The organism is Bacillus cereus group sp. MYBK5-2 (assembly GCF_051915685.1).
Classification (GTDB): domain Bacteria; phylum Bacillota; class Bacilli; order Bacillales; family Bacillaceae_G; genus Bacillus_A; species Bacillus_A cereus.
In genome coordinates, this window is sequence record NZ_JBQAFE010000011.1 from 111,853 (window position 1) to 137,528 (window position 25,676).

The window sequence follows — 25,676 nt, forward strand, 5'->3', positions numbered from 1 at the left end:
AGATATCGTTCATGAGAGAAGCTGTCATTGTTGCGGGAGCAAGAACACCAATTGGAAAAGCAAAGAGGGGTTCATTAAAAACAGTTCGTCCTGACGATCTAGGGGCGTTAGTAGTAAAGGAAACGTTAAAGCGTGCGAATTATGAAGGACCAATCGATGATTTAATTTTCGGTTGTGCGATGCCAGAAGCAGAGCAAGGTTTAAATATGGCTCGTAATATCGGCGGATTAGCAGGACTTTCTTACGATGTTCCAGCTATTACAATTAACCGTTACTGTTCTTCTGGTTTACAAAGTATCGCTTACGGAGCAGAGCGCATTATGCTTGGTCACTCTGAAGCTGTATTATCAGGCGGAGCGGAATCAATGAGTTTAGTTCCAATGATGGGACACGTTGTTCGTCCGAATAGTCGCCTTGTAGAAGCGGCTCCGGAATATTATATGGGTATGGGACATACAGCAGAGCAAGTTGCTGTGAAATATGGAATTTCTCGTGAAGAGCAAGATGCATTTGCAGTAAGAAGTCATCAACGTGCTGCCAAAGCATTAGCGGCAGGAAACTTTGCTGATGAAACAGTATCTGTAGATGTGACGTTACGCTCGGTTGGCTCAAACAATAAACTGCAAGAAGAAACAATCATTTTCGCACAAGATGAAGGTGTAAGAGCAGAGACGACGCTAGACATTTTAGGTAAATTACGTCCAGCATTTAACGTTCGCGGTTCTGTAACAGCTGGTAACTCTTCACAAATGAGTGACGGTGCAGCATCTGTACTATTAATGGATCGCGAAAAAGCAGTGAGCGATGGCATGAAGCCACTTGCGAAATTCCGTTCATTTGCAGTAGCTGGCGTACCACCAGAAGTAATGGGAATCGGCCCAATCGCTGCAATTCCAAAAGCGTTAAAACTAGCTGGCTTAGAGCTATCTGATATTGGCTTATTTGAACTAAATGAAGCATTCGCTTCTCAATCAATTCAAGTTATTCGTGAACTTGGTTTAGATGAAGAAAAAGTAAACGTAAACGGTGGTGCAATCGCACTTGGACATCCACTTGGCTGTACAGGAGCAAAACTAACACTATCTCTTATTCACGAAATGAAACGCCGCAACGAACAATTCGGTATCGTAACAATGTGTATCGGCGGCGGAATGGGAGCAGCGGGAGTATTTGAATTACTTTAAAAAAAGTGGAAGCGGCTCGCTCAGAATGAGAGGGGGATGGAGCTTCAGACGTAGAGGCGTTCTTTGCCTCGCAGGAAGAAGCGAAGCCACCGAACATTCTAGCCGCTGGAACTGGATTAGATAAAAAGTGCAGGTGGCTCGTTTAGAACAGGAGGGCGTTGGAAGCCCTGACGAAGAGGCGCTTTTTGCCTCACAGGAAGGGGTGAAACGACCGACTGTTTTAGCCACTGGAACTGGATTGTAAAAAAGTGGAAGCGGTTCGCTCAGAACGAGACGACGCTAAAGCAAAGAATGGAAGCAACAAAGGTTTATAAAAAAAGGGAGAGCCAGCTTCTTTCAAAAAGAGAGAAGCGGCTCATGAAAATATGAAGGAGGAAATTTTCATGGAAAAAACAGTAGGAAATGCGGTTAAAGGCGGTAGCTTTTTAGTAGATGAGATTACGATTGATCAAGTGTTTACGCCAGAAGATTTTTCATCTGAGCATAAAATGATTGCAAAAACGACAGAGGACTTTATTGTAAATGAAGTTCTTCCAGAGCTTGAATATTTAGAGCAACATGAGTTTGATCGTTCAGTTCGTCTTTTAAAAGAAGCTGGGGAACTTGGTTTATTAGGCGCTGACGTACCAGAAGAGTACGGCGGAATTGGTCTTGATAAAGTAAGCTCAGCGTTAATCGCAGAGAAATTCTCTCGCGCTGGTGGCTTTGCAATTACTCACGGTGCTCACGTAGGTATCGGATCTTTACCAATCGTATTATTCGGTAACGAAGAGCAAAAGAAAAAGTATTTACCATTACTTGCAACTGGTGAAAAATTAGCTGCATACGCATTAACAGAGCCAGGTTCAGGATCTGACGCATTAGGTGCAAAAACAACTGCACGTTTAAATGCAGAAGGTACACATTACGTATTAAACGGTGAAAAACAGTGGATTACAAACTCTGCATTCGCTGACGTATTTATTGTATATGCAAAAATCGATGGAGAGCACTTCTCAGCATTTATCGTAGAGAAAGACTACGCTGGCGTATCTACAAGCCCAGAAGAAAAGAAAATGGGTATTAAATGTTCTTCAACTCGTACGTTAATTTTAGAAGATGCGTTAGTACCGAAAGAAAACTTACTTGGTGAAATCGGTAAAGGTCATATTATCGCATTCAACATTTTAAATATCGGTCGTTATAAATTAGGTGTTGGTACAGTTGGATCTGCGAAACGTGCAGTAGAAATTTCAGCACAATATGCAAACCAACGTCAACAGTTCAAACAACCAATCGCTCGCTTCCCATTAATTCAAGAGAAACTTGCGAATATGGCAGCAAAAACATATGCAGCTGAAAGCTCTGTATATCGTACAGTAGGTTTATTCGAAAGCCGCATGAGCACATTATCTGAAGAAGAAGTAAAAGATGGTAAAGCAGTAGCAGCTTCTATCGCTGAATATGCAATCGAGTGCTCTTTAAACAAAGTATTCGGTTCTGAAGTATTAGACTATACAGTAGATGAAGGTGTGCAAATTCACGGTGGTTACGGATTTATGGCAGAGTACGAGATTGAAAGAATGTACCGTGATTCTCGTATTAACCGTATTTTCGAAGGAACGAACGAAATTAACCGCCTAATCGTACCAGGTACGTTCTTACGTAAAGCGATGAAAGGTGAATTACCACTTCTTCAAAAAGCACAAAAATTACAAGAAGAGTTAATGATGATGATGCCAGAAGAAGTAGGCGATGAGCCATTAGCACTTCAAAAGTATTTAGTAACTAATGCGAAGAAAATCGGCTTAATGGTAGCTGGATTAGCGGCTCAAAAATACGGTAAAGCATTAGATAAAGAGCAAGAAATTCTGGTAAATATCGCTGACATCGTAAGCAATCTATACGCAATGGAATCAGCTGTTCTTCGTACAGAAAAAGCAATCAAAACAACTGGTCTTGAAAAGAATAAACAAAAAGTGTTATACACTGAAGTATTCTGCCAAGAAGCATTTAACGAAATCGAAGCAGATGCGAAAGAAACACTTATCGCAGTTGAAAACGGCGACATGCTGCGCATGATGTTATCATCATTACGTAAATTAACTCGCCACACACCACTTAACGTAATTCCGAAGAAACGTGAAATCGCTGCGAAAATTTTAGAAGATGAGCGTTACACAGTTTAATATCTTTAAAGAACAGTAGTCGTTTATATGGCTACTGTTCTTTTTTTTTGAAAAAAAGAAATTTTTAGTGACATAAAACTAATACCATTAGTATAATAAAACTAATGGTATTAGTTTTCGTGAAAAGGGAGATGGGACTATGAGGATGATACATGAAAAAACGTTATATCAATTGTCATTTTTGCCAAGAGCGTTTCCTGTAAATTGTTACTTTGTAGAGGAAGAAGATGGTTTAACTTTAATTGATGCGGCTTTGCCATATAGCGCAAAAGGTATTTTACAGGCGGCTGAGAAAATAGGAAAACCAATTACTAAAATTGTATTAACACATGCGCATGATGATCACATTGGTGCATTAGACGCATTAAAGGAAGTACTTCCTCATGTTCCAGTCTATATTTCTAAGCGGGACGCAAAGCTGTTAGAAGGAGATACGACGTTACAAAAGGATGAACCGAATATACCGATAAAAGGCGGTGTACCTAAAAAATTAAAAACGGTACCTGATGTTTTATTGGAAGATGGCGACCGAGTTGGATCGCTTCTTGCGATTATGACACCGGGACATACGCCGGGCTCCATGTCGTTTCTTGATGTAAGAAATAAAGCTCTTATTGTTGGGGATGCATTCCAAACAAGAGGAGGTATGGCCGTTTCGGGACAAATAAAATTTTGGTTTCCGTTTCCGGCGATGGCAACGTGGAGCAAAGAAATATCATTACAAAGTGCACAGAAGCTAAGCGAATATGAGCCTTCCTTGCTTGCAGCAGGGCACGGAAAAATGATAAAGGATCCAGGGGCTGTCATAGAGCTTGCTATTAAGGAAGCGAAGCGGAATATAGAAAGTAAGAAAGAGGGTTAATTTATGTCACCGAGAATCGGACTTACATTACAGAAAATTGTAGAAACAGCTGCAGAAATTGCAGATACAAATGGAATACAAGAAGTAACGTTAGCTTCATTAGCGCAAAGATTAGGGATACGTTCGCCCTCACTATATAATCATGTAAAAGGGTTACAAGATGTACGGAAACATCTTGGTATTTACGGAATAAAACATCTGCATAACAAACTGGAAGAAGCAGCCGAGGATAAACGTATGGATGAAGCAATTCATGCATTAGGAGAAGCATATGTAGCATTTGTCCGAAAACATCCTGGACTATATGAAGCAACTTTTTTACGAGATGAAGAAGTAAGAAAAGCAGGTGACGGAATTGTAAAGCTTTGTCTTCAGATTTTACAACAGTACGGCTTAGAAGGAGAGAATGCACTTCATGCGACACGCGGATTCAGAAGTATTTGTCATGGATTTGCTTCGATTGAACAACAGGGCGGATTTGGTTTGCCGTTAGATTTAGATATAAGTTTACATGTATTGTTGGAAACGTTTATTAAAGGGTTACGTGAATAAGAAGCGAGGCAAACAAAAACCTTAGAAGTGATTCTAAGGTTTTTTAGTGCATATAATTCGAAAAGAGCGGTAGGCTTTTTCGAATTACATGATATTATTTTACAGGTTTGAAAAATGTGTATATGGCTAAGAAAAAGCAAACGAAACTGAATACGGTAGGATCTTGATATGGACTAGGCTCAGAGCCCTTCTGGATTTCTGTAAGGAAGTCATGTGTTTTCATGTTCATTGCTCCTTTAACTAATAAAATTTATATGATGCGAGGGTTATGGTGGATAGATAAGAAATTTTTGGAATTTCATCTAATAATTATTATATAGTAATCTAATTCCAAAAACTATATAATACAAAGCTTTCATGATATGTAAAATTGCATATTATTCTTTTTGAAAAAATTGTTATATTATCTATATATTTGTATTAAAGGGTTTTTTGTTAAGGTAATGAAAACAAATGGAGGAATAGTATGAGAAAAACAGTATTAGACGCGTATAATGCAGAAAGAGAAGTAGATAACATAACATATAAAAATCTAGTTGTAACGATTGCAAGCATTCTAGGGTTCTCACTCTTAGGGGGATTATTCCTTGCTTTAGCCCTTGGAATTTTTGGAGAAGAGGTATTACGTGCTAATTTAGAGGGATATTATTTACTTCTATTTGATGCAGCTGTTGTTACTATTGTTTTATTTGCGTATAAACCAGTGCTTCATTTTATTAAGAACATATGGGATGTATCTATTTTAAAAAATGGGAAAACCTACTTGTATTTATTAATAGGTTTTATCATCATTGCATTAACTCAGTATGTAATGTTAGAGTTGTTTAGCTTTGAAAGTGCAGAGCAGCAACGAGATCAATTAGGGAGCTTAGGACTTCAAAATAGTCTACAAAGTATTATATATGTGTTAAGTGTTGCTATAATTACACCAATTAAAGAAGAAATTTTATATAGAGGTATTTTGTATCGATTTTTTGAAAAGAAATATAGTTTTCTAGTTGGTATCATTATTTCTTCCTTTATCTTTGGGATTCTTCATGGTGGTTTTCCAGTTACGGCAATGATTATGGGGATTGTATTTGCTATGTTATATAAGAAAACACAATCTATTTTACCTAGCATCATTTTACATATTGTATGGAACCTACTTGTGAGTATAAGTATGATTGTTTCTTTATAAAATTGAATGAATATTTAGCATAAAAGATGAATGGCCTAGCTATTCATCTTTTATTTTGTTTATATGTGGGAAAAGTTGATGAATACAATCCAAAAAGAACCAAATACTAATGATGAATGAACAAAGAAAGGCGGGTATGTTATATGCAAAACTTAACAGAGCTTGAAGTAGAAAATTTACGTCATTTAATTGGTGGACACGCAACAATTATTAACAAGTTGGAGCAGTATGCACAGACGTGTACAGATCCACAACTGAAACAAATGCTACAAAAAGATGCGCAAGATGCACGAAATACGAAACAGCAATTAATGACTTTCCTAGGATAGGAGGAAGCGGAAAATGAATGAAAAAGATATGGTAAATGATTATTTAGCAGGATTAAATGCAAGTTTAACAAGCTATGCAAATTATATTGCTCAGTCTGATAATGAACAGTTACATCAAACGTTAATTCAAATTCGTAATCAAGACGAGGCGCGCCAACGTAATATGTATGAGTATGCAAAGCAAAAGAGTTATTACAAACCGGCAGCACCTGCTAATCCAATGATTGTACAGCAATTAAAAAGTCAATTAAGTGCGGAATAACAGGAAAAAGAAGACGAGCGAATTTATTCGCTCGTTTTCTTTTTGTATATGTCAATAAATACATAATAAATATTTTTCCAGTTGTAACAAATATGACGAAAATGGAATATAACAATTCACAAAAAGGACAAAAACTTTGTTCAATATTTCACAAAGTATCCATGGTTTCTATCGTGAGAACCTCTATAATTAGGATTGTAAAGAACAAAAGAAATAGATTATATGATCAATTAGGAGAGATTGCTATGAAAAGACATACAAGAAAAATTGCAATTATCGGTACTGGATTAGTTGGATCAAGTTGTGCGTATTCTATTGTGAATCAAGGTATTTGCGAAGAGCTATTATTAATTGATATAAATCATGAACGTGCAGTTGGGGAAGCAATGGATTTATCACATTGCATTAACTTTACAAATACAAGAACAAAAGTATATGCAGGAAGCTATGAAGACTGCAAAGATATGGACATTGTTATTATTACAGCAGGGCCAGCACCAAAACCTGGACAAAGTCGCTTAGATACTTTAGGAGCGAGTGCGAAGATTATGGAAAGTGTTGTTGGTGGTGTAATGGCAAGTGGATTTGATGGTATTTTCTTACTTGCATCGAACCCAGTTGATATTATTACATATCAAGTGTGGAAATTATCTGGATTACCTAGAAATCGCGTAATCGGTACTGGTACATCACTAGATTCTTCTCGCTTAAGAACAATTTTATCTGAAATGCTACATGTAGATCCTCGTAGTATTCATGGGTATTCATTAGGAGAACATGGTGATTCTCAAATGGTTGCTTGGTCTCATGTAACTGTTGGTGGAAAGCCAATTCTGCAAATTTTAGAAGAACAAAAAGAACGATTTGGTGAAATAGATTTAGATGAAATTGTTGAGAAGACTGCAAAAGCTGGCTGGGAAATTTATAAACGTAAAGGAACTACTTATTACGGGATTGGAAATTCTCTAGCATATATTGCGAGTTCAATCTTTAATGATGATCACCGTGTCATTGCTGTATCAGCCATTTTAGATGGTGAGTACGGTGAATATGATATTTGTACAGGAGTACCAGCTATTATTACTAGAGACGGTATAAGAGAAGTTGTAGAACTCAATTTAACAGAGGATGAAGAATCTCGATTCGCAAAATCAAACGATATTTTACGTGATTATATGAAAACAATTGGTTACTAACTTATAGGAGAAGGTGAAACAAATGAAGGAATATATAATGTCTCGTGTATTTAAAGCATCTGCTGGAATCGCACAAGGTATTTTCGTATCCCTCGGAATTGGTTTACTGATCGAAAATATAGGAAGAATTGTTGATATACCATTACTTATTACAATCGGAGTTGTTGCAAAATCACTAATGGCACCGGCAATTGGTGCCGGCATTGCTTTTATGCTCGGTGCAAACGGTCTTGTAATCTTCTCGGCGATGGTAGCCGGAGCGATTGGTGCCGGATCCATTTCAATTACTGAAGCTGGTCTAATTATTAAAACAGGTGAGCCAATCGGTGCATTATTAACAGCAACTTTAGCTGTATATATTGGTAAACGTTTAAGTGGAAAAACTGCGTTAGATATGATGCTCGTTCCATTTGCGGCCATATTAGGTTCTGGTTTAGTAGGCATTTGGTTATCTCATAATATTACTCCTGTTTTAAATGCAGTTGGAGCGTTTATTAAAGATAGCTCAGCTGGTAGCCCATTCATCGCTTCTATCGTCATTGCAGTAGTTTGGGGACTATTACTTATCTCTCCAGCTTCATCAGCTGCGTTAGCAATTGCACTTAGCTTAGACGGTGTTGCAGGTGGTGCTGCTCTTGCCGGCTGCGTTGCTCAGTTTATCGGATTCTCTGTCATCTCAGCGAAAGAAAACAATTTAGGTGGCATATTAGCTCAAGCACTTTGTACTCCGAAAGTACAATTGCCAAATATCACTAAAAATCCAATGATTCTCGTCCCAACTGTCGTCGCCAGTGCTATAGTCGGTCCAGTATCAGCATTAATTTTCCAACTGGAAGCAGGAAAGGAAATTGCAGGTCTTGGATTAAGTTCTCTTATCGCACCAATTAATTTAATTTCCAGCCAAGGATGGGAAGTTCTCCCGGCGATGGTAATTACTTATATCGTCATTCCAGTAGCTGTTTCTTATATACTTTACATTGCTCTTAAAAAAGCAGGTCGTATTCATTCTGGTGATATGACTGTACCGCAATCTTAAATTGAAAATCTCCTTAATAATAGATAAAAGCAGACTGAAGCCACAGTCTGCTTTTTTGTCATGCTACATTCTATGATTTTGTTTTACTGGAACTCTTATTGGTTCTTTGGCCAATAAGAGCTGAACGCCGAAGTAAAGTATGCTTGCAAGCGTCATTCCAGAAACGGCATCTACAAAGGCATGCTGCTTCGTAAATAGCGTTGATAAAATAATAAGTGTACCGAAGAAAGTAAGGATGTAATATTCAAAAACATGCTGTTCTCTACGCTTAAAGGCAGCTAACATAATTACAAATGTAGTAAGAACGTGAATGCTAGGGAAACAGTTTACTGGCTGGTCGATACTATAAATATAGCGAACTAGTTCAGAAAATACATCTGTTCCAACGACAGTCGGACGTGGTACAGTTGTTTGCCAAAAATAATAAATAGAAAAACAAGCAAGCTTTCCAAAAATAACACTACTTAAAGTAACATAATATTGCTTTCGGTCAGCAAAGCAGTAATAAATAAGTGCGCCGTATAAGTATGGAAACCAAAGTAAATAAGGAATAATAAATGCTTTTACAAATGGAATCCAATCATCTACTACAGTTGTAACGTCTACTGCGTGAACAGTCGATTTATTTAATACGTCGTAAAGGGGACTTACGAGCACGAGTAGAAGTATATAACTTAACGGAAGAAAAGATGAAAGTTTAAATTTCTTCATGTTGATCTCCTATGTTTAGTAATGTAAGTAAATTCAATTGATTATAATATAGAAACGTGAATTGGGCTATCGATTTTACTTACATTTTCTTGAATTAACCTTACGTTTTTGTCACTTGACTAAAAAGAAGGGGAGGGTGCTAAATGAAGCGTTTATCGTATTTCTTATTTTTTATATTGATATGCCTAGTCGGTGCTGGGTGTGCAAAGGATAAAGAAGGAGAGAAATTAGAATATAACGGAAGAGCACTCGTAATTGGAGTTGTTGGAGAAAAACCGAAAGATACGTTTAGGAATATAAAGTTTGAGGAAATGAAGTTAGAGGAACTGGAAAAGAAATCTAAGGAAGTAGATGGTTTTCTAATAATGAAAGATCACTTTCAAGAAGCCTCAACAGAGCAATATAAAAATGTATTTTCATCACTAAAGAAACCAGTGTTTTTTATCGGTTTACAAGATAAATCATATTCGATTTTTATTACAAAAGGGATAGAGTATAACAGTGCCCGAAAAGATGTAAATGCTATGTATACGCAAGGGTTTGCGAATATCGGAAGTGGTGAAGGACAACAATGGGCAGTTGGTTTATCGAATGGTGGAAATACAGAAGAAAGTATTCATAATATGTATATCGTCGTATTTCAAACAATTGCAGATTATTTAAATAGATAATGAAGGAGCCTGCAAAAAAGGCTTCTTATTTTTTTAATCAAACGTTTGTTTAAGCTGTATGTTCGGTAGGAAGAAACCGATGTAACTCAAGGGTTAACAAAGAAAAATAGAGAATTAATCAAACGTTTGTTTAAGCTGTATGTTCGGTAGAAAGAAACTCCTGTAGTTCAAAGGTTAAGAAAGAAAATGGAGAATTAATCAAACGCTTGTTTAAGATATATGTTTGGTGCAGAATCTAAAAAATTTATATATTTATTTTTTTCTTAACAAATGGCGGAAAAATAAGAAAAATTCGCAGGATTATTAAAAATTATCACGAAATAAGTAAAAGTTTAGCGAATAATGGTTTGAAATAATAAAACGTTTTCTATATGATAAAGGTAAAGGTTAGTAAAAAAGTAGGTGAATTTATGACAGTAACATTTTATTCATATCCAAAGTGTGGCACATGTCAAAAGGCAAAGAAATGGTTTGAGGCAAACGATGTAGCATATGAGATGATTCATATTGTTGAAAATCCACCATCAAAAGAAGATTTACGTAATTTACATGAAAAAAGTGAATTACCATTAAAAAAATTCTTTAATACAAGTGGAATGCGTTACCGTGAACTTGGTCTAAAAGATAAGTTGAAAGATGCAAGCGAAGACGAAATGTATGAGCTTTTAGCATCTGATGGCATGTTGATTAAACGTCCAATTGTAACAGATGGAACGAATGTAACACTTGGTTTTAACGAAGAGCAGTTTGAAAGTGTGTGGAAAAAGTACCAATAAGGTATTTTTACATAATTAATACATTCACTGGAGGTACAGTCATGAGCATTCCAAATAATTTACGTTACTCTGAAGAACACGAATGGGTAAAAACTGAAGGTAATGAAGTTGTTATCGGTATCACTCACTTTGCACAAGGTGAGCTAGGCGATATCGTATTCGTTGAACTTCCTGAAGTAGGTGCAACAATCGAAGCTAACGAGCCATTCGGAAGCGTAGAATCTGTTAAAACAGTTTCTGAGTTATACGCACCTGTAAGCGGTAAAGTTGTAGCAGTAAACGAAGAATTAAGTGACCAACCAGAACTTGTTAACGAATCTCCATACGAGGGTGCATGGATGGTTAAAGTTGAACTTTCTGATGCAAGCCAAGTTGAGAAGTTATTAACTGCAGAAAAATATGCAGAAATGACAAACCAAGACTAATTATAGTCGACTAAAGGACAGCCTTTGTGCTGTCCTTTTTTATTTTTTGTGAAATAATGAAATTCAAGTTATATGTAAATAAATAAGCTATTATGAGAAAAACTGTTTTGTGGTAAGGTTTCATAAGTCTTCACAATCTAAACGAGCCGCTTGCGCTTTTCATTGTCTAGCTCCAGCGGCTAGATTGTTCGGTGGCTTCGCTTCTTCCTGCAAGGCCAAAAGCGCCTTTACGTCAGAAGCTCCATCCCCCTCACAATCTAAACGAGCCGCTTGCGCTTTTCATTGTCTAGCTCCAACTCCTAGCCCTTCATGTCTAAGAACCTTCCGCACGAGAAGACAAAAAGCGTCTTCTGTACGGAAGAACCTTAGCCAACAGGGCTAAACAGTCGGTTTCGCTTTTCTTTTGCAAAAATAAACAGGAAACAACATGAAAATAACGAATATACTATATACTAAGTTCAAGGTTATATAGTATATGGTGATCGGGTGATGACATATGATTTATGTAGAAAAAGTCATTATTGTAGAAGGTACATCAGATAGAAGAAAGATTGAATCTATTATTCGTGAACCGGTGGAAATTGTTTGTACAAATGGTACAATTGGTTTGTCGAAAATGGATGAGCTCGTTGATCAGTTTTTTGATAAGGAAGTGTATGTGCTAGTGGATGCTGATGATGCTGGAGAAAAGTTAAGGAAACAATTTCGAAAAGAATTCCCGCAAGCCGAGCATATCTATATTGATCGCTCGTACCGAGAAGTGGCAACTGCGCCATCTACACACTTAGCAAATGTATTATGGGGAGCCGACATTGACGTTTATACAGAATATTTACGGTAAGGAATGATAGAAGTGATTGATTGGACAGGAGCCGAAGCTACAGCCCTAATAGAGAACGAAGAAAAAACAGTATTATATGTATATACTCCAATGTGTGGAACATGCCAATTAGCAAAAAAGATGTTAACAGTCGTTGAGATGACAATTGAAGGCCTCAAAATTGGGATGTTAGATTTAAATTATGCTCCGCATTTAGCGAAAGAGTATGGGATTGAAAGTGTACCTTGTTTACTTGTTTTTGAAAATGGGACACTGATGAAGAAGATATACGCATTTCATTCGGTTGAATATTTATATACGGAATTAAAGTAGGCGGCAAAATTTTTGCCGCCTCGACATATTTCTTGGGAAATATGTCGAGATGCAGGGTGGATACAGTATTTGTCGAGCGAAAATAACAGGATTGCTCTTTAGTGAGAGGGAATGGTATGTAATAGAAAGTGATATGAAGGATGTGATTTAGGGTGAGATTATATTCTTTGCTTCAATCATTTGTAAATTACGCTAATGCTCAATATCATTTAGAACCGCTTTTAAGACAAGAAGAAAAAACTGTTAATTTTCGTTTTGGAGATGAAAGTTGTTCGTTACAAATTTCAAGAGATTATATAGAGCTGGTACATGAAGAAAGAGGAACGGAACAAATCATTTGCTTAGATGAAAAGGATATAGAACAATTGGTGAATGGAAATGTACGATTGCAAATGCTAATGAATGATGGACGTGTACAATATTCGGGAACGTACCGAACGATGTTATTAGTGGAATCGATGTTTCATATATGTAAACCGATGTCAGTAGGTGCTTAAAATTCTGAAGTTTCATTTTTTGCGAAAATTTCTGTTGACATGGTGAGTGTATATTGATACAATTCAAGTCATAAAATATAGACAATTTCATAAATTTCAAATCAGACGAAAATTGAATCTGATTTCTCTTATCAAGAGAGGTGGAGGGACTGTGCCCTGTGAAGCCCGGCAACCGTCAACTTATGTTGAAATGGTGCCAATTCCTGCAAAGCAAATGCTTTGAGAGATGAGAGAGAGGGATAATGTTGTTATATACGCATAAAAACCTTTCTGCTTCTCTAAAGCAGAAAGGTTTTTTTATTGTTTGAATGTGGAGGACATTCAAATAATAAAAGTAATGATAACAGTGGACTACACGCATTAAAAATAAAAAATTGCGGAGTCGACCTAAAATCTTTATGAAATCTAGCTCCAGCGGCTAGAACAGTCGGTCGTTTCATCCCTTCCTATGAGGCAAAAAGCGCCTCTACGTCAGGGATTCAAACGCCCTCTTGTTCTAAACGATCCGCTTGCGCTTTTTATTTAAAAAAGGGGTGAACATCATGATTCTATTAGAGAACGTAAAGAAAATATATAAGGCGAAAAGCGGTGATGTCACTGCTGTAGATAACGCCAATTTAAAAATAGAAAAAGGTGAAATATTTGGTGTTATTGGATATAGCGGCGCTGGGAAAAGTTCTTTAATCAGATTGTTTAATCAGTTAGAGAAACCGACTTCTGGCCAAATTACAATTGCAAATCGTGTTATATCAGCAATTACAGGAAGTGAACTTCGTAAGGCAAGGCAAGAAATCGGAATGATTTTTCAGCACTTCAACTTACTTTGGTCACGAACTGTACGTGAAAATATAGAGTTTCCACTTGAAATTGCAGGTGTTGATAAAGCGAAGAGAAGAAAACGTGTTGATGAATTAATTCATCTTGTTGGATTAGAAGGAAGAGGAGACGCGTACCCATCTCAGCTGAGCGGGGGACAAAAGCAACGCGTCGGGATTGCAAGAGCATTAGCTAACAATCCACAAGTGCTTTTATGTGACGAAGCAACGTCAGCTCTTGATCCGGAAACGACAGATCAAATTTTGGATTTACTATTAGACATTAATAAGCGCCTTGGTTTAACAATTGTACTCATTACACATGAGATGCACGTAATTCGAAAGATTTGTAATCGTGTTGCGGTAATGGAGAAAGGAAAGATTGTAGAAACAGGTCCAGTACTTGATGTATTCCGTAATCCGAAGCAAGATATTACGAAACGATTTGTACAGCAGTTAACGGATTCTGAAGATACAAATGAAACGATTGAAAGTTTAATTGAAAAATATCCAGATGGAAAAGTAATTCGTTTGCAGTTTATCGGTGAGGCTGTAGAAAGACCAGTGCTTCAACGATTGATGCAACGCAGTGACATAGAAGTTAGCATTTTGCAAGGAAATATCGCACAAACGAATAACGGTTCTTACGGTAGTTTAGTTGTTCATTTAAATGGTGAGGAAACAGCAATCCAGCAAGCAATAGAAGGAATTCATCAAGATCAAGTAGAGCTGGAGGTGATTGCACATGGATAAGTTACTCACAAATGTTGATTGGAATCAAATGTTAGAAGCAACTGGTGAAACGTTATATATGACGGCAATCGCAGCTCTTGCGACATTTGTTTTAGGACTCATTTTAGGATTGTTACTCTTCATGACAGCAAAAGATAATTTATGGGAAAACAAATCAATTAATACGGTGATTGGAGCATTCGTAAATATATTCCGTTCTATACCATTCATCATTTTAATTATTTTATTAATCCCATTCACAAAGATTCTTCTTGGAACAATTCTTGGAGCAAGTGCAGCTTTGCCGGCTTTAATTATTGGAGCGGCACCATTCTACGCGAGAATGGTTGAAATCGCACTTCGCGAAATTGATAAAGGTGTAATTGAAGCTTCAAAAGCAATGGGAGCAAAAACAAGCACAATTATTTTGAAAGTGTTAATTCCAGAATCGTTACCAGCATTAGTATCTGGTATTACGGTTACGACAATTGCTTTAGTAGGCTATACAGCAATGGCAGGAGTTGTTGGTGCTGGTGGCCTTGGAACACTTGCTTACTTAGAAGGATTCCAAAGAGGGAATAACGATGTAACAATCGTTGCGACAATTTGTGTATTACTAGTTGTATTTTTAATTCAGTGGATTGGTGATAGTTTAACGACTCGAATAGATAAACGATAATGAAAAACGGGAGGATGTTTCAAATGAAAAAATTATTACTTACGGCACTTATTTCAACTTCAATTTTTGGATTAGCTGCTTGTGGCGGGAAAGATAAAGATGAAAAGAAACTTGTTGTTGGTGCTTCTAACGTACCGCACGCTGTTATTTTAGAAAAGGCAAAACCGTTACTTGAGAAAAAAGGAATTGAATTAGAAATTAAAAAATTCCAAGACTACGTATTACCAAATAAATCGTTAGCGGATAAGGAATTAGATGCAAACTACTTCCAGCACATTCCGTATTTAGAAAAAGAAATTAAAGATAAAAAGTATGACTTTGAAGTAGCAGGAAAGATTCATTTAGAACCAATTGGTGTGTACTCTCAAAAGTATAAGAGTCTAAAAGAGCTTCCAGATGGTGCGACAATTATTATGAGTAATTCAGTTGCTGACCACGGACGTGGTTTAGCAATTTTACAAAAAGAAGGTATTTTAAAAATTAAAGACGGAATAGATCCAGTTAAAGCAACTACAAAAGATATTGCAGATAATCCGAAAAATCTAAAATTCAAAACGGATATCGAGCCTGGTTTATTGCCACAAGTGTATAACAATAAAGAAGGCGACGCTGTTTTAATTAACTCTAACTATGCAATTGATGCAAAGTTAAATCCGGAAAAAGATGCAATTGCAATTGAAGGAAATGATTCACCATACGCAAACATAGTAGCTGTTCGTAAAGGCGATAAAGATAAGAAAGAGATTAAAGCTCTTGTAGAAGTATTGCATTCTAAAGAAATTGAAGACTTCATTAATAAAGAATATAAAGGGGCAGTTGTTCCTGTAAAAGAATAATTGCTGAAAAGGGCTGGTGTATGCCGGCTCTTTTTATAACTACATAACCATTGGGGAGAAGGGGAAATCATATGAAAAAGGTTCTACTGTCAGTTGTTACAGCGTTGTCTGTATTTACATTAGCTGCTTGCGGAGGAAAAGAGGAGAATAAGCTTGTTGTGGGAGCTTCTAACGTGCCACACGCTGTTATTTTAGAGAAGGCACAGCCGATATTAGAGAAAAAAGGCATTAAGTTAGAGATTAAAAAGTTCCAGGATTATGTACTGCCAAATAAAGCGTTAGCGGATAAAGAAATTGATGCGAACTACTTCCAGCATATTCCTTACTTAGATAAAGAAATTCAAGAAAAGGGATATAAAATTGTAAACGCAGGAAAAATCCATTTAGAGCCAATGGGTATTTATTCTAAGAAATATAAAAGCTTAAAAGACCTACCAGATGGCGGGACAGTGATTATGAGTAATAACGTAGCGGAGCGTGGCCGCATGCTAGCGCTGTTACAAAAAGGCGGCGTTATTAAATTAAAAGACGGAGTAGATGTTGTTAAAGCAACAGTAAAAGATGTTGTAGAAAACCCGAAAAACTTAAAATTTAAAACAGATGTTGAACCTGGACTTTCACCGAAATTGTATGAAAATAATGAGGGAGATGCTTTATTTATTAATTCAAACTATGCAATTGATGCAAAATTAAATCCAACAAAGGATGCAATTGCGATTGAAGGATCAGACTCTCCGTATGCAAACATCATTGCAGTTCGTAAAGGTGATGAGAAGAAAAAAGAAATTAAAGAGCTAGTAGAAGTGCTACATTCAAAAAAAATTCAAGATTTTATTAATAAAGAATATAAAGGTGCTGTACTTCCGGTAAGTGAATAAATATAAGGAAAGGGCTGGAAAATTACCAGTCCTTTTTTCTTTATATAAATAAGAAGAAAGGTGTATCATAGAAAGATGTGAAGGAAATACTTATATACATTTGTGAAAAAACGGTTACTTTTTTTCGTCGTTTGCGATATCATTTTATTTGATATAAAATTAGAATGAGAATAAAATGAGAATATGAACGTTTTAGGAATTTTTAAAATGTATATATAGGATTAATGGAGGTATTGAGATGGCTGGTTCTACATTAACGGTTAAAGACTTACACGTATCAATTGATGGCAAAGAAATTTTAAAGGGTGTAAACCTTGAAGTAAAAGGTGGAGAAATCCACGCAATTATGGGACCTAACGGAACAGGTAAATCAACTTTATCTTCTGCAATTATGGGTCACCCAAAGTATGAAGTAACAGAAGGTAGCATCATCATCGACGGTGAAGATGTATTAGAAATGGAAGTAGACGAGCGCGCACAAGCGGGTCTATTCCTAGCAATGCAATATCCAAGTGAAATTAGCGGAGTAACAAACGCTGACTTCTTACGTTCTGCAATTAATGCACGTCGTGAAGAAGGCGATGAAATTTCTCTTATGAAATTTATCCGTACATTAGATAAAAACATGGAATTCCTAGAAATGGATCCAGAAATGGCACAACGCTACTTAAACGAAGGTTTCTCTGGTGGAGAGAAAAAACGTAACGAAATTCTTCAATTAATGATGATTGAGCCAAAAATCGCAATCTTAGATGAAATTGACTCAGGTCTTGATATCGATGCATTAAAAGTTGTATCTAAAGGTATTAACGAAATGCGCGGCGAAGAGTTCGGTTGCCTAATGATTACGCATTACCAACGTTTATTAAACTACATCACTCCAGACTTCGTTCACGTTATGATGAACGGTCGTATCGTTAAATCTGGTGGCCCTGAGCTTGCACAACGTCTAGAAGCTGAAGGTTACGACTGGATTAAAAAAGAATTAGGTATTGAAGACGAAACAACAGAGCAAGAAGCGTAAGAGAGGAGCATAAACATGACAATCGGTACATTACCTTTCGATCAAGAAACAATCCGTCAACGCGCAAGCGAAGTAAACGAAGCAGCTTGGTTGACTGAGTTCCGCTTACAAGCTCTTGCACAAGCAACTGAACTTCCAATGCCAACGCCTGATAAAACGAAAATTGACAAATGGGACTTTATCGGAAAAGGCGACGCTGCTAAGCAAGAGCCTGTAAGTTCTTTAACTGAACTTCCAGAAGCAGTGAAAAACTTAATCGATGAAAATAACAGCGTATTAGTACAACGCACTGGTACAACTGCGTTCGTTTCTTTAGCAGACGAAGCAAAAGAAAAAGGTGTTATTTTCACAGACATCGTAACAGCTGCAACTGAGCATGCTGAACTAGTACAAAAGTACTTAATGAAAGACGGCGTGAAAGTAGACGAGCATCGTCTAACTGCACTTCATGCTGCATTAATCAACGGCGGTGCATTCGTATATGTTCCGAAAAACGTTGTTCTTGAAACTCCACTTCAAGCTGTATTCTTAGTAGATGGCGAAGAAGCTAACGTATATAATCACGTGCTATTCGTAGCTGATGCGAACAGTACTGCAACTTATGTAGAAAACTATGTTGCAAATGAAAATGCTAAAGGTATTGCAAATATCGTGGCAGAAGTAATCGTGGAACAAGGCGCACAAGTGAAATTCGGTGCGGTTGATCTATTAGCAAAAGACGTAACAACTTACGTTAACCGCCGCGGCGTTGTAGGACGCGACGGCCGTATTGATTGGGCTCTAGGCCTTATGAATGACGGAAACACAATTTCAGAGAACGTTACGAACTTAATGGGCGACGGTTCATATGCTGATACGAAAACAGTAACAATTGGCCGTGGTAACCAAACACAAAACTTTACAACTAAAGTTGTTCACTTCGGTAAACACTCTGAAGGTTGGATTTTAAAACACGGTGTACAAAAAGATAGTGCAACATCTATCTTTAACGGAATTGGTAAGATTGAACACGGTGCATCTAAATCAAATGCACAACAATCTTCTCGCGTTCTTATGTTAGATGAAAAAGCACGCGGTGATGCAAACCCAATTCTTTTAATCGACGAAGATGATGTAATGGCAGGTCACGCAGCTTCAGTAGGTCGCGTAGATCCAGTCCAACTATACTACTTGATGAGCCGTGGTATTCCAAAACGCGAAGCAGAACGTTTAGTCATCCATGGATTCTTAGCACCTGTAGTTAATGAGCTTCCAATTGAAGGAGTAAAGGCACAGCTTGTTGAGGTAATTGAAAGGAAAGTTCGCTAATGAATATTCATGAAATACGCAAACAGTTTCCAATTCTTGATCAAAAAGTGAACGGCAAACAACTTGTTTATTTCGATAGTGCAGCAACTTCTCAAAAACCAATTCAAGTCATTGAAACGTTAGAACGTTACTATAAAGAATATAATTCTAACGTGCATCGCGGTGTTCATACGCTCGGTACGAAAGCTACCGACGCGTATGAAGGTGCACGTGAGAAAGTTCGCAAGTTTATTAACGCGAAATCAATGGAAGAGATTATTTTCACGCGCGGAACGACAACTGCATTAAATACAGTAGCAGCTAGCTATGGTCTTGAAAATGTAAAAGAGGGCGATGAAATCGTTATTTCTTACATGGAGCACCATAGTAATATCATTCCGTGGCAACAAGTTGCGAAGAAAACTGGTGCAACTTTAAAATACCTTCCGCTTCAACCAGACGGTACAATTTCTTTAGAAGATGTTCGTCAAACAGTTACACCGAATACAAAAATCGTTTCTATTATGCAAGTATCAAACGTACTTGGAACGATTAACCCTGTAAAAGAAATCGGAGCAATCGCACACGAAAATGGCGCAATTATGGTCGTTGATGGTGCACAAAGTACACCTCACATGAAAGTGGATGTACAAGATTTAAACTGTGATTTCTACGCATTATCTGCTCATAAGATGTGCGGACCTACAGGTATCGGCGTATTATATGGTAAAAAAGAATTGCTGAACAATATGGAGCCAATTGAATTTGGCGGTGAAATGATTGATTTCGTAGATTTACAAGAATCTACGTGGAAAGAGCTTCCGTGGAAGTTTGAAGCAGGTACACCGATTATCGGTAATGCAATCGGACTTGGTGCGGCAATTGATTTCCTAGAAGAAATCGGTCTTGATAATATTGAAAAGCATGAGCATGAATTAGCGCAATACGCTTTAGAAAGACTATCAGAAGTAGATGGCGTTACAATTTATGGTCCAAAGCATCGCGCTGGTCTTGTTACATTTAATATTGAAGACGTACATCCTCACGATGTAGCGACTGTATTAGATGTAGAAGGCATTGCAGTTCGCGCAGGACATCACTGTGCACAACCGCTTATGAAGTGGCTAAAAGCTTCTTCAACAGCACGTGCGAGCTTCTATTTATATAATACAAAAGAAGAAATTGATACATTTGTTGAATCGCTAATCAAGACAAAGGAGTATTTCACAAATGTCATTTAATAATTTAGATACGTTATATCGTCAAGTTATTATGGATCATTACAAAAATCCTCGTAACCATGGCGTGTTAGAAGATAGTGTCACCGTTAACTTGAACAATCCAACTTGCGGCGATCGTATTCAACTTACGATGAAAGTAGAAGAAGGTATTGTGCAAGAGGCGAAGTTTGAAGGTGAAGGATGTTCAATCTCAATGTCTTCAGCTTCAATGATGACACAAGCAGTAAAAGGTAAGAAAATTGAAGAAGCACTTCAGCTTTCGAAAATTTTCTCTGACATGATGCTAGGAAAAGAGTACGATGACAGCATCGATTTAGGAGATATTGAAGCATTACAAGGCGTATGCAAGTTCCCTGCACGTATTAAATGTGCAACATTAGCGTGGAAAGCGTTAGAAAAGGGCTTAAACGAAGATAAGTAATGTTAAAGGTTCCTAAAAACGAGGTTATCTAAGGAGGGACACACCAACATGGCGAAGCAACTGCCAGATATCGGCGATTATAAATATGGTTTCAAAGACAAAGACGTTTCGATTTTCCGTGCTGGACGCGGTTTAACAAAAGAGATCGTTGAAGAAATTTCACGTATGAAAGAAGAACCACAGTGGATGTTAGACTTCCGTTTAAAATCACTGGATAAGTTCTACGAAATGCCAATGCCACAATGGGGCGGCGACTTAAACGACTTAGATTTCGATGAAATTACGTACTACGTAAAACCATCTGAGAAATCTGAGAAGTCTTGGGATGAAGTACCTGATGAAATTAAAGCAACATTTGATAAATTAGGTATTCCAGAAGCTGAGCAAAAATATTTAGCTGGTGTATCTGCACAGTACGAATCTGAAGTTGTATACCACAACATGAAAGAAGACCTAGAAGCTCTAGGAATCGTCTTCAAAGATACAGATAGCGCATTAAAAGAGAACGAAGATATTTTCCGTGAGCATTTCGGAAAAGTAATCCCACCAACAGACAACAAATTCTCTGCATTAAACTCTGCAGTTTGGTCTGGTGGATCATTCATCTACGTTCCAAAAGGTGTTAAAGTTGATACACCACTTCAAGCGTATTTCCGTATTAACTCTGAAAATATGGGACAATTCGAGCGTACGCTTATCATCGTAGACGAAGGCGCACACGTACACTACGTAGAAGGTTGTACAGCACCTGTTTACACGACTAACTCACTTCACAGTGCGGTAGTAGAAATCATCATTAAGAAAGATGCATATTGCCGTTATACAACAATCCAAAACTGGGCGAACAACGTATACAACCTAGTTACAAAACGTGCGGTTTGTGAAGAAAACGCAACGATGGAATGGATTGACGGTAACATCGGATCTAAATTAACGATGAAATACCCAGCAGTTATCTTAAAAGGCGAAGGCGCTCGTGGTTTAACATTATCTATCGCGATTGCTGGTAAAGGCCAACACCAAGATGCTGGTGCGAAAATGATTCACTTAGCACCAAACACGTCTTCAACAATCGTTTCTAAATCGATTGCGAAGCATGGTGGTAAAGTAACTTACCGTGGTATCGTACACTTCGGACCAAAAGCGAAAAACTCTCGCTCTAACATCGAGTGTGACACGTTAATCATGGATAACCAATCTACATCTGATACAATTCCTTACAACGAAATCAAAAACGATTACGTTTCACTTGAGCACGAAGCGAAAGTATCGAAAGTATCAGAAGAACAATTATTCTACCTAATGAGCCGCGGTATTTCTGAGCAAGAAGCTACAGAAATGATCGTAATGGGCTTCATCGAGCCATTCACTCGCGAACTTCCAATGGAATACGCAGTTGAAATGAACCGCCTAATCAAGTTTGAGATGGAAGGTTCTATTGGTTAAATAGAAATGCGGAGCCGACTGTTCAGACCCGTTGGCTAAGGTTCTTTCGCACAGAAGATGCTTTTTATCTTCTCGTGCGGAAGGTTCTTAGACATGAAGGTCTAGGAGGCGAAGCTGGACATATTTAAAAGTGGCAGCGGCTTATTCTAGCCGCTGGAACTGGATAATATATGTATGAAGAAAGCGTCCTGCTGTGCAGGGCGCTTTTTTGTTTTGCGGATTTGTCTTGGCTTGGCTCGGGAGAGGATACCCGGGTGGGTGTTCAGCTAAATATATCAACGATTTTTCAAATATATCGATCATAAACGGGAATATATCAACGATTATTTCAATATATCAACGTTTCGACAAGGAATATCGATTTGTCGACAAGATAAGACAAAAGAAAATCCTCACATACCCCAAACATTTTATAAGAACAGAGAACGACTAGGTTTAAGACAAAGATACTGACAAATCCACTTGAACAACCACCCACTGAATTCTCTATTAAACTTTTTGACAAATCCACCCCCATCCCTCCATTATCTGGAATTCTTTCCTGCATTAGCAAAAGTTTCTCATATAAAAAGGACAATCTTTTGCTTTTTCTCACAATGCGAGTACAATGTAAAATAGCAAGAAAAGACGAAAAGTATTTACAGGATTATTGTGTGCGCATAGCGTAAATGGCAGTAAGGAACTGAGAGGAGGTTTTTTCTCTGAATACAAATAAAGAAACAATCATCCACCTTTATCATACAAACGATATACATAGTCATTTTGAAAATTGGCCGCAAATTTCTCGGTTTGTTCTAGGGGAGAAAAAGCGAAGACAGGAAGCGGGAGAGACTGTTTTGACGATTGATATCGGCGATCATGTGGATCGTTTTCATAGTATTTCGGAAGCGACAAATGGGCTTGGGAATACGAAGCTTTTAAATGAGGCGTTATATGATTATGTAACGATCGGAAATAATGAAGGAATTACGTTAGCGAAAGAGCATTTAAATCGGCTCTATGATGATGCTGGATTTGAAGTACTTGTTGCAAATTTATTTGAAAAAGAAGGTGTACGTCCATCATGGGCAAAGCCTTATAAATTACATACAACGACAGATGGGATTACGATTGCTTTTATCGGGTTAACTGTTGCGTATCCAGAGTTTTATCAAATGCTCGATTGGCATATTGAAGATCCGCTTATCCATTTAGAGTCTATTTTAGAAGAAGTGAGAGATGAGGCTCATATAACAGTTGTCCTTTCTCACCTTGGAAAAAGTATGGATGAGTATATGGCAGAGCATTATGATATAGATGTTATTTTAGGGGCACATACGCATCATTTATTTGAGCGTGGTGTTCTAATGAATAATACTTTACTTTGTTGCTGTGAAAAGTGGGGACGTTACGTTGGGCACGTGCAGCTTACTGTGGATAAAGAGACGAAGAAGCTGTTGAAAAAGGACGGTAGAGCGATTAAGGCGGAACGGTTAGGTGCTTATAGCGAGCCGTTATCCACAATTGAAATACTGCAGGAAGAAAGTAAGCATATAATGGCAGAGCCTGTCGTTCATTTAAAAGAGTCATTACAGGTTGATTGGTTTCATGAGACGCCGTTTTCTCATATGTTAGCAAGTGCGCTGAAAACATGGTGCGGTGCAGAAGTTGGCATGGTGAATGTTGGTGTACTTCTTGAAGGGTTAGAAGAGGGTGTCGTAACGCGCGGAGATATTCACAGAATTTGTCCACATCCAATTAATCCGTGTGCTTTGAAAGTTCCAGGAAAGATATTAAGAGAAGTTATTTTGAAAGCACGTAAGCCGAATATGGAGAATCTTGAGGTGAAAGGATTCGGATTTCGTGGGAAAGTGATGGGGAAAATGATTTACGCGGGTGTAGAAGTAATTCCAGATACGATTCCTGGGAATAAAATTTTACTCGAAGATGTATTAATTAACGGGGAATCGCTGGAATTAGATCGTATATATACAGTAGGAACAATTGATATGTTTACATTTGGCTACTTATACCCAGAGCTATCCACACTTTCTGACAAACAATATTATATGCCAGAACTACTTAGAGATGTGTTAACAGATATGTTAATAACTTATACATCTTCCGTTAAACTATAGGCTAGTTAACTTGTAACACTCATTTTTCTCTTGTCATACAGATAAGAAAGAGAGGAGTGTGAACTATGGTTAATGTGGAGCCAATTATAATTGATAATTATACGTTTATTGCGGTTAGCGTGAAACTTCCAAAGACAAATTTGCTAGCTGTAATGAGCGATAAAGGATATATTATGTGTGGTGCATTAGATGTAGGTCTTTTAAATGAGAAGTTAGGTGATCGAGGAATTATTGCTGGCCGTGCGGTTGGTGTAAGAACGATTGAACAACTTCTTGAAGCGCCGCTAGAATCGGTAACGACTGGAGCTGAAGCATTAGGCATTCCAGCAGGAACGATTGGAAAAGAAGCATTATTAAAAATGAGATAAGCATATATCGTCCCTCCTTCTTGCATAGAAATGATATAAGAAGGAGGTTTTTTTATGAGTATATTTCGCTCGAAAAACTCGCGGTTTCGAAGGGGACCTATTGCCTTTCGGTATATACTGCTTATGTCGTTTATTCTTTTTATTATATTACTTACGCAAGGGTTGTGGATTGTGAATAATAATATTCAGCCGACCTTAATTAAATATGGGGAAGTAGAGACGCATAAAATGGCGACGGCAATTATGACGAAGGCAGTAAAGGATCGAATTAATGAAGGATTCGATGTAGATTCATTAATGAAAGTACAGAATGATAAAAACGGAAAAGTATCTACAATTAATTTAAATACAAAGCAAGTAAATGAAATCGTAACGTCAACGACCACGTACATAGAAAAATATTTGCAGCAAGTAGAACAAGGGAAGTTGAAGGAGCTAGGTATTTCTGAAAAAAACGGGGCGACTATGGCAGTTCCTTTTGGGCGTGTAACTGATAATGCACTTCTTGGTAATATAGGACCGGATATTCCGATTCATTTCACGCCAATTGGGCATGTGAATACAAATATTAAACAAAAAATTGAGCCGCATGGGATTAATACTACAGCAATTCAAATTGTTATGGAAATGGAAGTAACATTGCAAGTAATTATTCCATTTCATACGAAAGAGATAACGGTGAAACAAAATGTTCCGATTGCGACGCGTATCGTTCAAGGGGAAGTGCCTACGTATTATGGAAGTGGAAGTGTTGCTGTACCTGATAAAAAGAAAACAGATAGTTAGTTGTAAATAAAGTGAAACCCGGCTCAGCCAGGCTTTTAATGGAT

Annotated in this window: 28 protein-coding genes and 1 riboswitch; of the genes, 27 read left to right on the top strand and 1 reads right to left on the bottom strand. The window is 37.5% G+C overall.

Annotated elements, in window-relative coordinates; genetic code table 11:
• The first annotated feature begins 11 nt into the window (after nucleotides 1-11).
• The 9 genes from ACTFP3_RS26350 to ACTFP3_RS26390 all read left to right on the top strand — a co-directional run bounded on the left by ACTFP3_RS26350 (nucleotide 12) and on the right by ACTFP3_RS26390 (nucleotide 8,769).
• Nucleotides 12-1,184 carry an acetyl-CoA C-acetyltransferase gene (locus ACTFP3_RS26350; protein WP_001206331.1) on the top strand — a complete coding sequence of 391 codons (1,173 nt, stop codon included), beginning with the start codon at nucleotides 12-14 and terminating at the stop codon, nucleotides 1,182-1,184.
• 383 nt (nucleotides 1,185-1,567) lie between these two features.
• Nucleotides 1,568-3,352 (top strand): acyl-CoA dehydrogenase family protein, encoded by a 1,785-nt coding sequence (locus ACTFP3_RS26355; protein ID WP_000416282.1) that lies wholly within the window; start codon nucleotides 1,568-1,570, stop codon nucleotides 3,350-3,352.
• Nucleotides 3,353-3,491: 139 nt separating this feature from the next.
• Entirely contained in the window at nucleotides 3,492-4,214 is a 723-nt protein-coding gene (locus ACTFP3_RS26360; RefSeq protein WP_001242322.1) for an MBL fold metallo-hydrolase, read from the top strand.
• A gap of 3 nt (nucleotides 4,215-4,217) precedes the next feature.
• Nucleotides 4,218-4,766, top strand: coding sequence for a TetR/AcrR family transcriptional regulator (locus tag ACTFP3_RS26365; RefSeq protein ID WP_326035836.1), 549 nt, complete (start codon nucleotides 4,218-4,220; stop codon nucleotides 4,764-4,766).
• A gap of 466 nt (nucleotides 4,767-5,232) precedes the next feature.
• A complete protein-coding gene (locus tag ACTFP3_RS26370) occupies nucleotides 5,233-5,946 on the top strand; it encodes a CPBP family intramembrane glutamic endopeptidase (RefSeq protein ID WP_001232991.1) in 714 nt (237 codons plus the stop codon).
• 143 nt (nucleotides 5,947-6,089) lie between these two features.
• Nucleotides 6,090-6,275, top strand: coding sequence for a hypothetical protein (locus ACTFP3_RS26375; RefSeq protein WP_001180555.1), 186 nt, complete (start codon nucleotides 6,090-6,092; stop codon nucleotides 6,273-6,275).
• Between the two features lie 13 nt (nucleotides 6,276-6,288).
• A complete protein-coding gene (locus ACTFP3_RS26380) occupies nucleotides 6,289-6,537 on the top strand; it encodes a spore coat protein (RefSeq protein ID WP_001002981.1) in 249 nt (82 codons plus the stop codon).
• Nucleotides 6,538-6,782: 245 nt separating this feature from the next.
• Entirely contained in the window at nucleotides 6,783-7,733 is a 951-nt protein-coding gene (locus tag ACTFP3_RS26385; protein WP_000820649.1) for an L-lactate dehydrogenase, read from the top strand.
• Between the two features lie 22 nt (nucleotides 7,734-7,755).
• On the top strand, nucleotides 7,756-8,769 hold the full coding sequence (locus tag ACTFP3_RS26390) for a PTS transporter subunit IIC (protein ID WP_000666172.1): 1,014 nt from the start codon (nucleotides 7,756-7,758) through the stop codon (nucleotides 8,767-8,769).
• Between the two features lie 63 nt (nucleotides 8,770-8,832).
• Here the strand turns inward: ACTFP3_RS26390 and ACTFP3_RS26395 are convergent, their stop codons facing one another.
• On the bottom strand, nucleotides 8,833-9,480 hold the full coding sequence (locus tag ACTFP3_RS26395; RefSeq protein ID WP_000713775.1) for a phosphatase PAP2 family protein: 648 nt from the start codon (nucleotides 9,478-9,480) through the stop codon (nucleotides 8,833-8,835).
• Nucleotides 9,481-9,623: 143 nt separating this feature from the next.
• Here ACTFP3_RS26395 and ACTFP3_RS26400 point away from each other — a divergent pair, with 143 nt between their 5' ends.
• The 18 genes from ACTFP3_RS26400 to yunB all read left to right on the top strand — a co-directional run bounded on the left by ACTFP3_RS26400 (nucleotide 9,624) and on the right by yunB (nucleotide 25,632).
• Nucleotides 9,624-10,151: a hypothetical protein gene (locus ACTFP3_RS26400; RefSeq protein WP_000826874.1), complete on the top strand. Its 528-nt coding sequence runs from the start codon at nucleotides 9,624-9,626 to the stop codon at nucleotides 10,149-10,151.
• Between the two features lie 410 nt (nucleotides 10,152-10,561).
• Nucleotides 10,562-10,927, top strand: coding sequence for an arsenate reductase family protein (locus ACTFP3_RS26405; RefSeq protein WP_000218968.1), 366 nt, complete (start codon nucleotides 10,562-10,564; stop codon nucleotides 10,925-10,927).
• 41 nt (nucleotides 10,928-10,968) lie between these two features.
• A complete protein-coding gene (gene gcvH, locus ACTFP3_RS26410) occupies nucleotides 10,969-11,352 on the top strand; it encodes a glycine cleavage system protein GcvH (RefSeq protein WP_000026897.1) in 384 nt (127 codons plus the stop codon).
• A 496-nt stretch (nucleotides 11,353-11,848) separates the two neighbouring features.
• Nucleotides 11,849-12,193 (top strand): toprim domain-containing protein, encoded by a 345-nt coding sequence (locus tag ACTFP3_RS26415; protein WP_000640870.1) that lies wholly within the window; start codon nucleotides 11,849-11,851, stop codon nucleotides 12,191-12,193.
• A gap of 3 nt (nucleotides 12,194-12,196) precedes the next feature.
• The gene (locus tag ACTFP3_RS26420; protein WP_002025020.1) at nucleotides 12,197-12,505 is read left to right on the top strand and encodes a thioredoxin family protein; all 309 of its coding nucleotides are present in this window, start codon (nucleotides 12,197-12,199) and stop codon (nucleotides 12,503-12,505) included.
• 152 nt (nucleotides 12,506-12,657) lie between these two features.
• Nucleotides 12,658-13,002: a hypothetical protein gene (locus tag ACTFP3_RS26425; protein ID WP_001242136.1), complete on the top strand. Its 345-nt coding sequence runs from the start codon at nucleotides 12,658-12,660 to the stop codon at nucleotides 13,000-13,002.
• A 125-nt stretch (nucleotides 13,003-13,127) separates the two neighbouring features.
• Nucleotides 13,128-13,235: riboswitch (SAM riboswitch) on the top strand.
• Between the two features lie 309 nt (nucleotides 13,236-13,544).
• The gene (locus tag ACTFP3_RS26430; protein ID WP_000601775.1) at nucleotides 13,545-14,570 is read left to right on the top strand and encodes a methionine ABC transporter ATP-binding protein; all 1,026 of its coding nucleotides are present in this window, start codon (nucleotides 13,545-13,547) and stop codon (nucleotides 14,568-14,570) included.
• Complete coding sequence (locus tag ACTFP3_RS26435; protein WP_000359557.1) at nucleotides 14,563-15,228, top strand: methionine ABC transporter permease; 666 nt, start codon at nucleotides 14,563-14,565, stop codon at nucleotides 15,226-15,228. The genes ACTFP3_RS26430 and ACTFP3_RS26435 overlap by 8 nt, the downstream gene beginning before the upstream one ends.
• Nucleotides 15,229-15,251: 23 nt before the next feature.
• A complete protein-coding gene (gene metQ, locus ACTFP3_RS26440) occupies nucleotides 15,252-16,064 on the top strand; it encodes a methionine ABC transporter substrate-binding lipoprotein MetQ (protein WP_000735102.1) in 813 nt (270 codons plus the stop codon).
• 71 nt (nucleotides 16,065-16,135) lie between these two features.
• Nucleotides 16,136-16,942, top strand: a complete 807-nt coding sequence (metQ, locus tag ACTFP3_RS26445; protein ID WP_440011672.1) for a methionine ABC transporter substrate-binding lipoprotein MetQ — start codon at nucleotides 16,136-16,138, stop codon at nucleotides 16,940-16,942.
• Nucleotides 16,943-17,180: 238 nt separating this feature from the next.
• Entirely contained in the window at nucleotides 17,181-17,966 is a 786-nt protein-coding gene (sufC, locus tag ACTFP3_RS26450; RefSeq protein ID WP_000929160.1) for a Fe-S cluster assembly ATPase SufC, read from the top strand.
• Nucleotides 17,967-17,981: 15 nt separating this feature from the next.
• Nucleotides 17,982-19,274 carry a Fe-S cluster assembly protein SufD gene (gene sufD / locus ACTFP3_RS26455; protein ID WP_000152167.1) on the top strand — a complete coding sequence of 431 codons (1,293 nt, stop codon included), beginning with the start codon at nucleotides 17,982-17,984 and terminating at the stop codon, nucleotides 19,272-19,274.
• Entirely contained in the window at nucleotides 19,274-20,494 is a 1,221-nt protein-coding gene (gene sufS / locus ACTFP3_RS26460) for a cysteine desulfurase SufS (RefSeq protein WP_001020767.1), read from the top strand. Before sufD ends, sufS begins: the two co-directional genes overlap by 1 nt.
• Nucleotides 20,484-20,915, top strand: a complete 432-nt coding sequence (gene sufU, locus ACTFP3_RS26465; RefSeq protein WP_000009523.1) for a Fe-S cluster assembly sulfur transfer protein SufU — start codon at nucleotides 20,484-20,486, stop codon at nucleotides 20,913-20,915. The genes sufS and sufU overlap by 11 nt, the downstream gene beginning before the upstream one ends.
• 48 nt (nucleotides 20,916-20,963) lie before the next feature.
• Complete coding sequence (gene sufB / locus ACTFP3_RS26470; RefSeq protein ID WP_001118827.1) at nucleotides 20,964-22,361, top strand: Fe-S cluster assembly protein SufB; 1,398 nt, start codon at nucleotides 20,964-20,966, stop codon at nucleotides 22,359-22,361.
• Nucleotides 22,362-23,086: 725 nt separating this feature from the next.
• Nucleotides 23,087-24,478, top strand: a complete 1,392-nt coding sequence (locus tag ACTFP3_RS26475) for a bifunctional metallophosphatase/5'-nucleotidase (RefSeq protein WP_440011700.1) — start codon at nucleotides 23,087-23,089, stop codon at nucleotides 24,476-24,478.
• 65 nt (nucleotides 24,479-24,543) lie between these two features.
• Nucleotides 24,544-24,846 carry a YunC family protein gene (locus ACTFP3_RS26480; RefSeq protein ID WP_000248466.1) on the top strand — a complete coding sequence of 101 codons (303 nt, stop codon included), beginning with the start codon at nucleotides 24,544-24,546 and terminating at the stop codon, nucleotides 24,844-24,846.
• Between the two features lie 54 nt (nucleotides 24,847-24,900).
• Nucleotides 24,901-25,632: a sporulation protein YunB gene (gene yunB / locus ACTFP3_RS26485; protein WP_012593364.1), complete on the top strand. Its 732-nt coding sequence runs from the start codon at nucleotides 24,901-24,903 to the stop codon at nucleotides 25,630-25,632.
• Nucleotides 25,633-25,676: the final 44 nt, after the last annotated feature.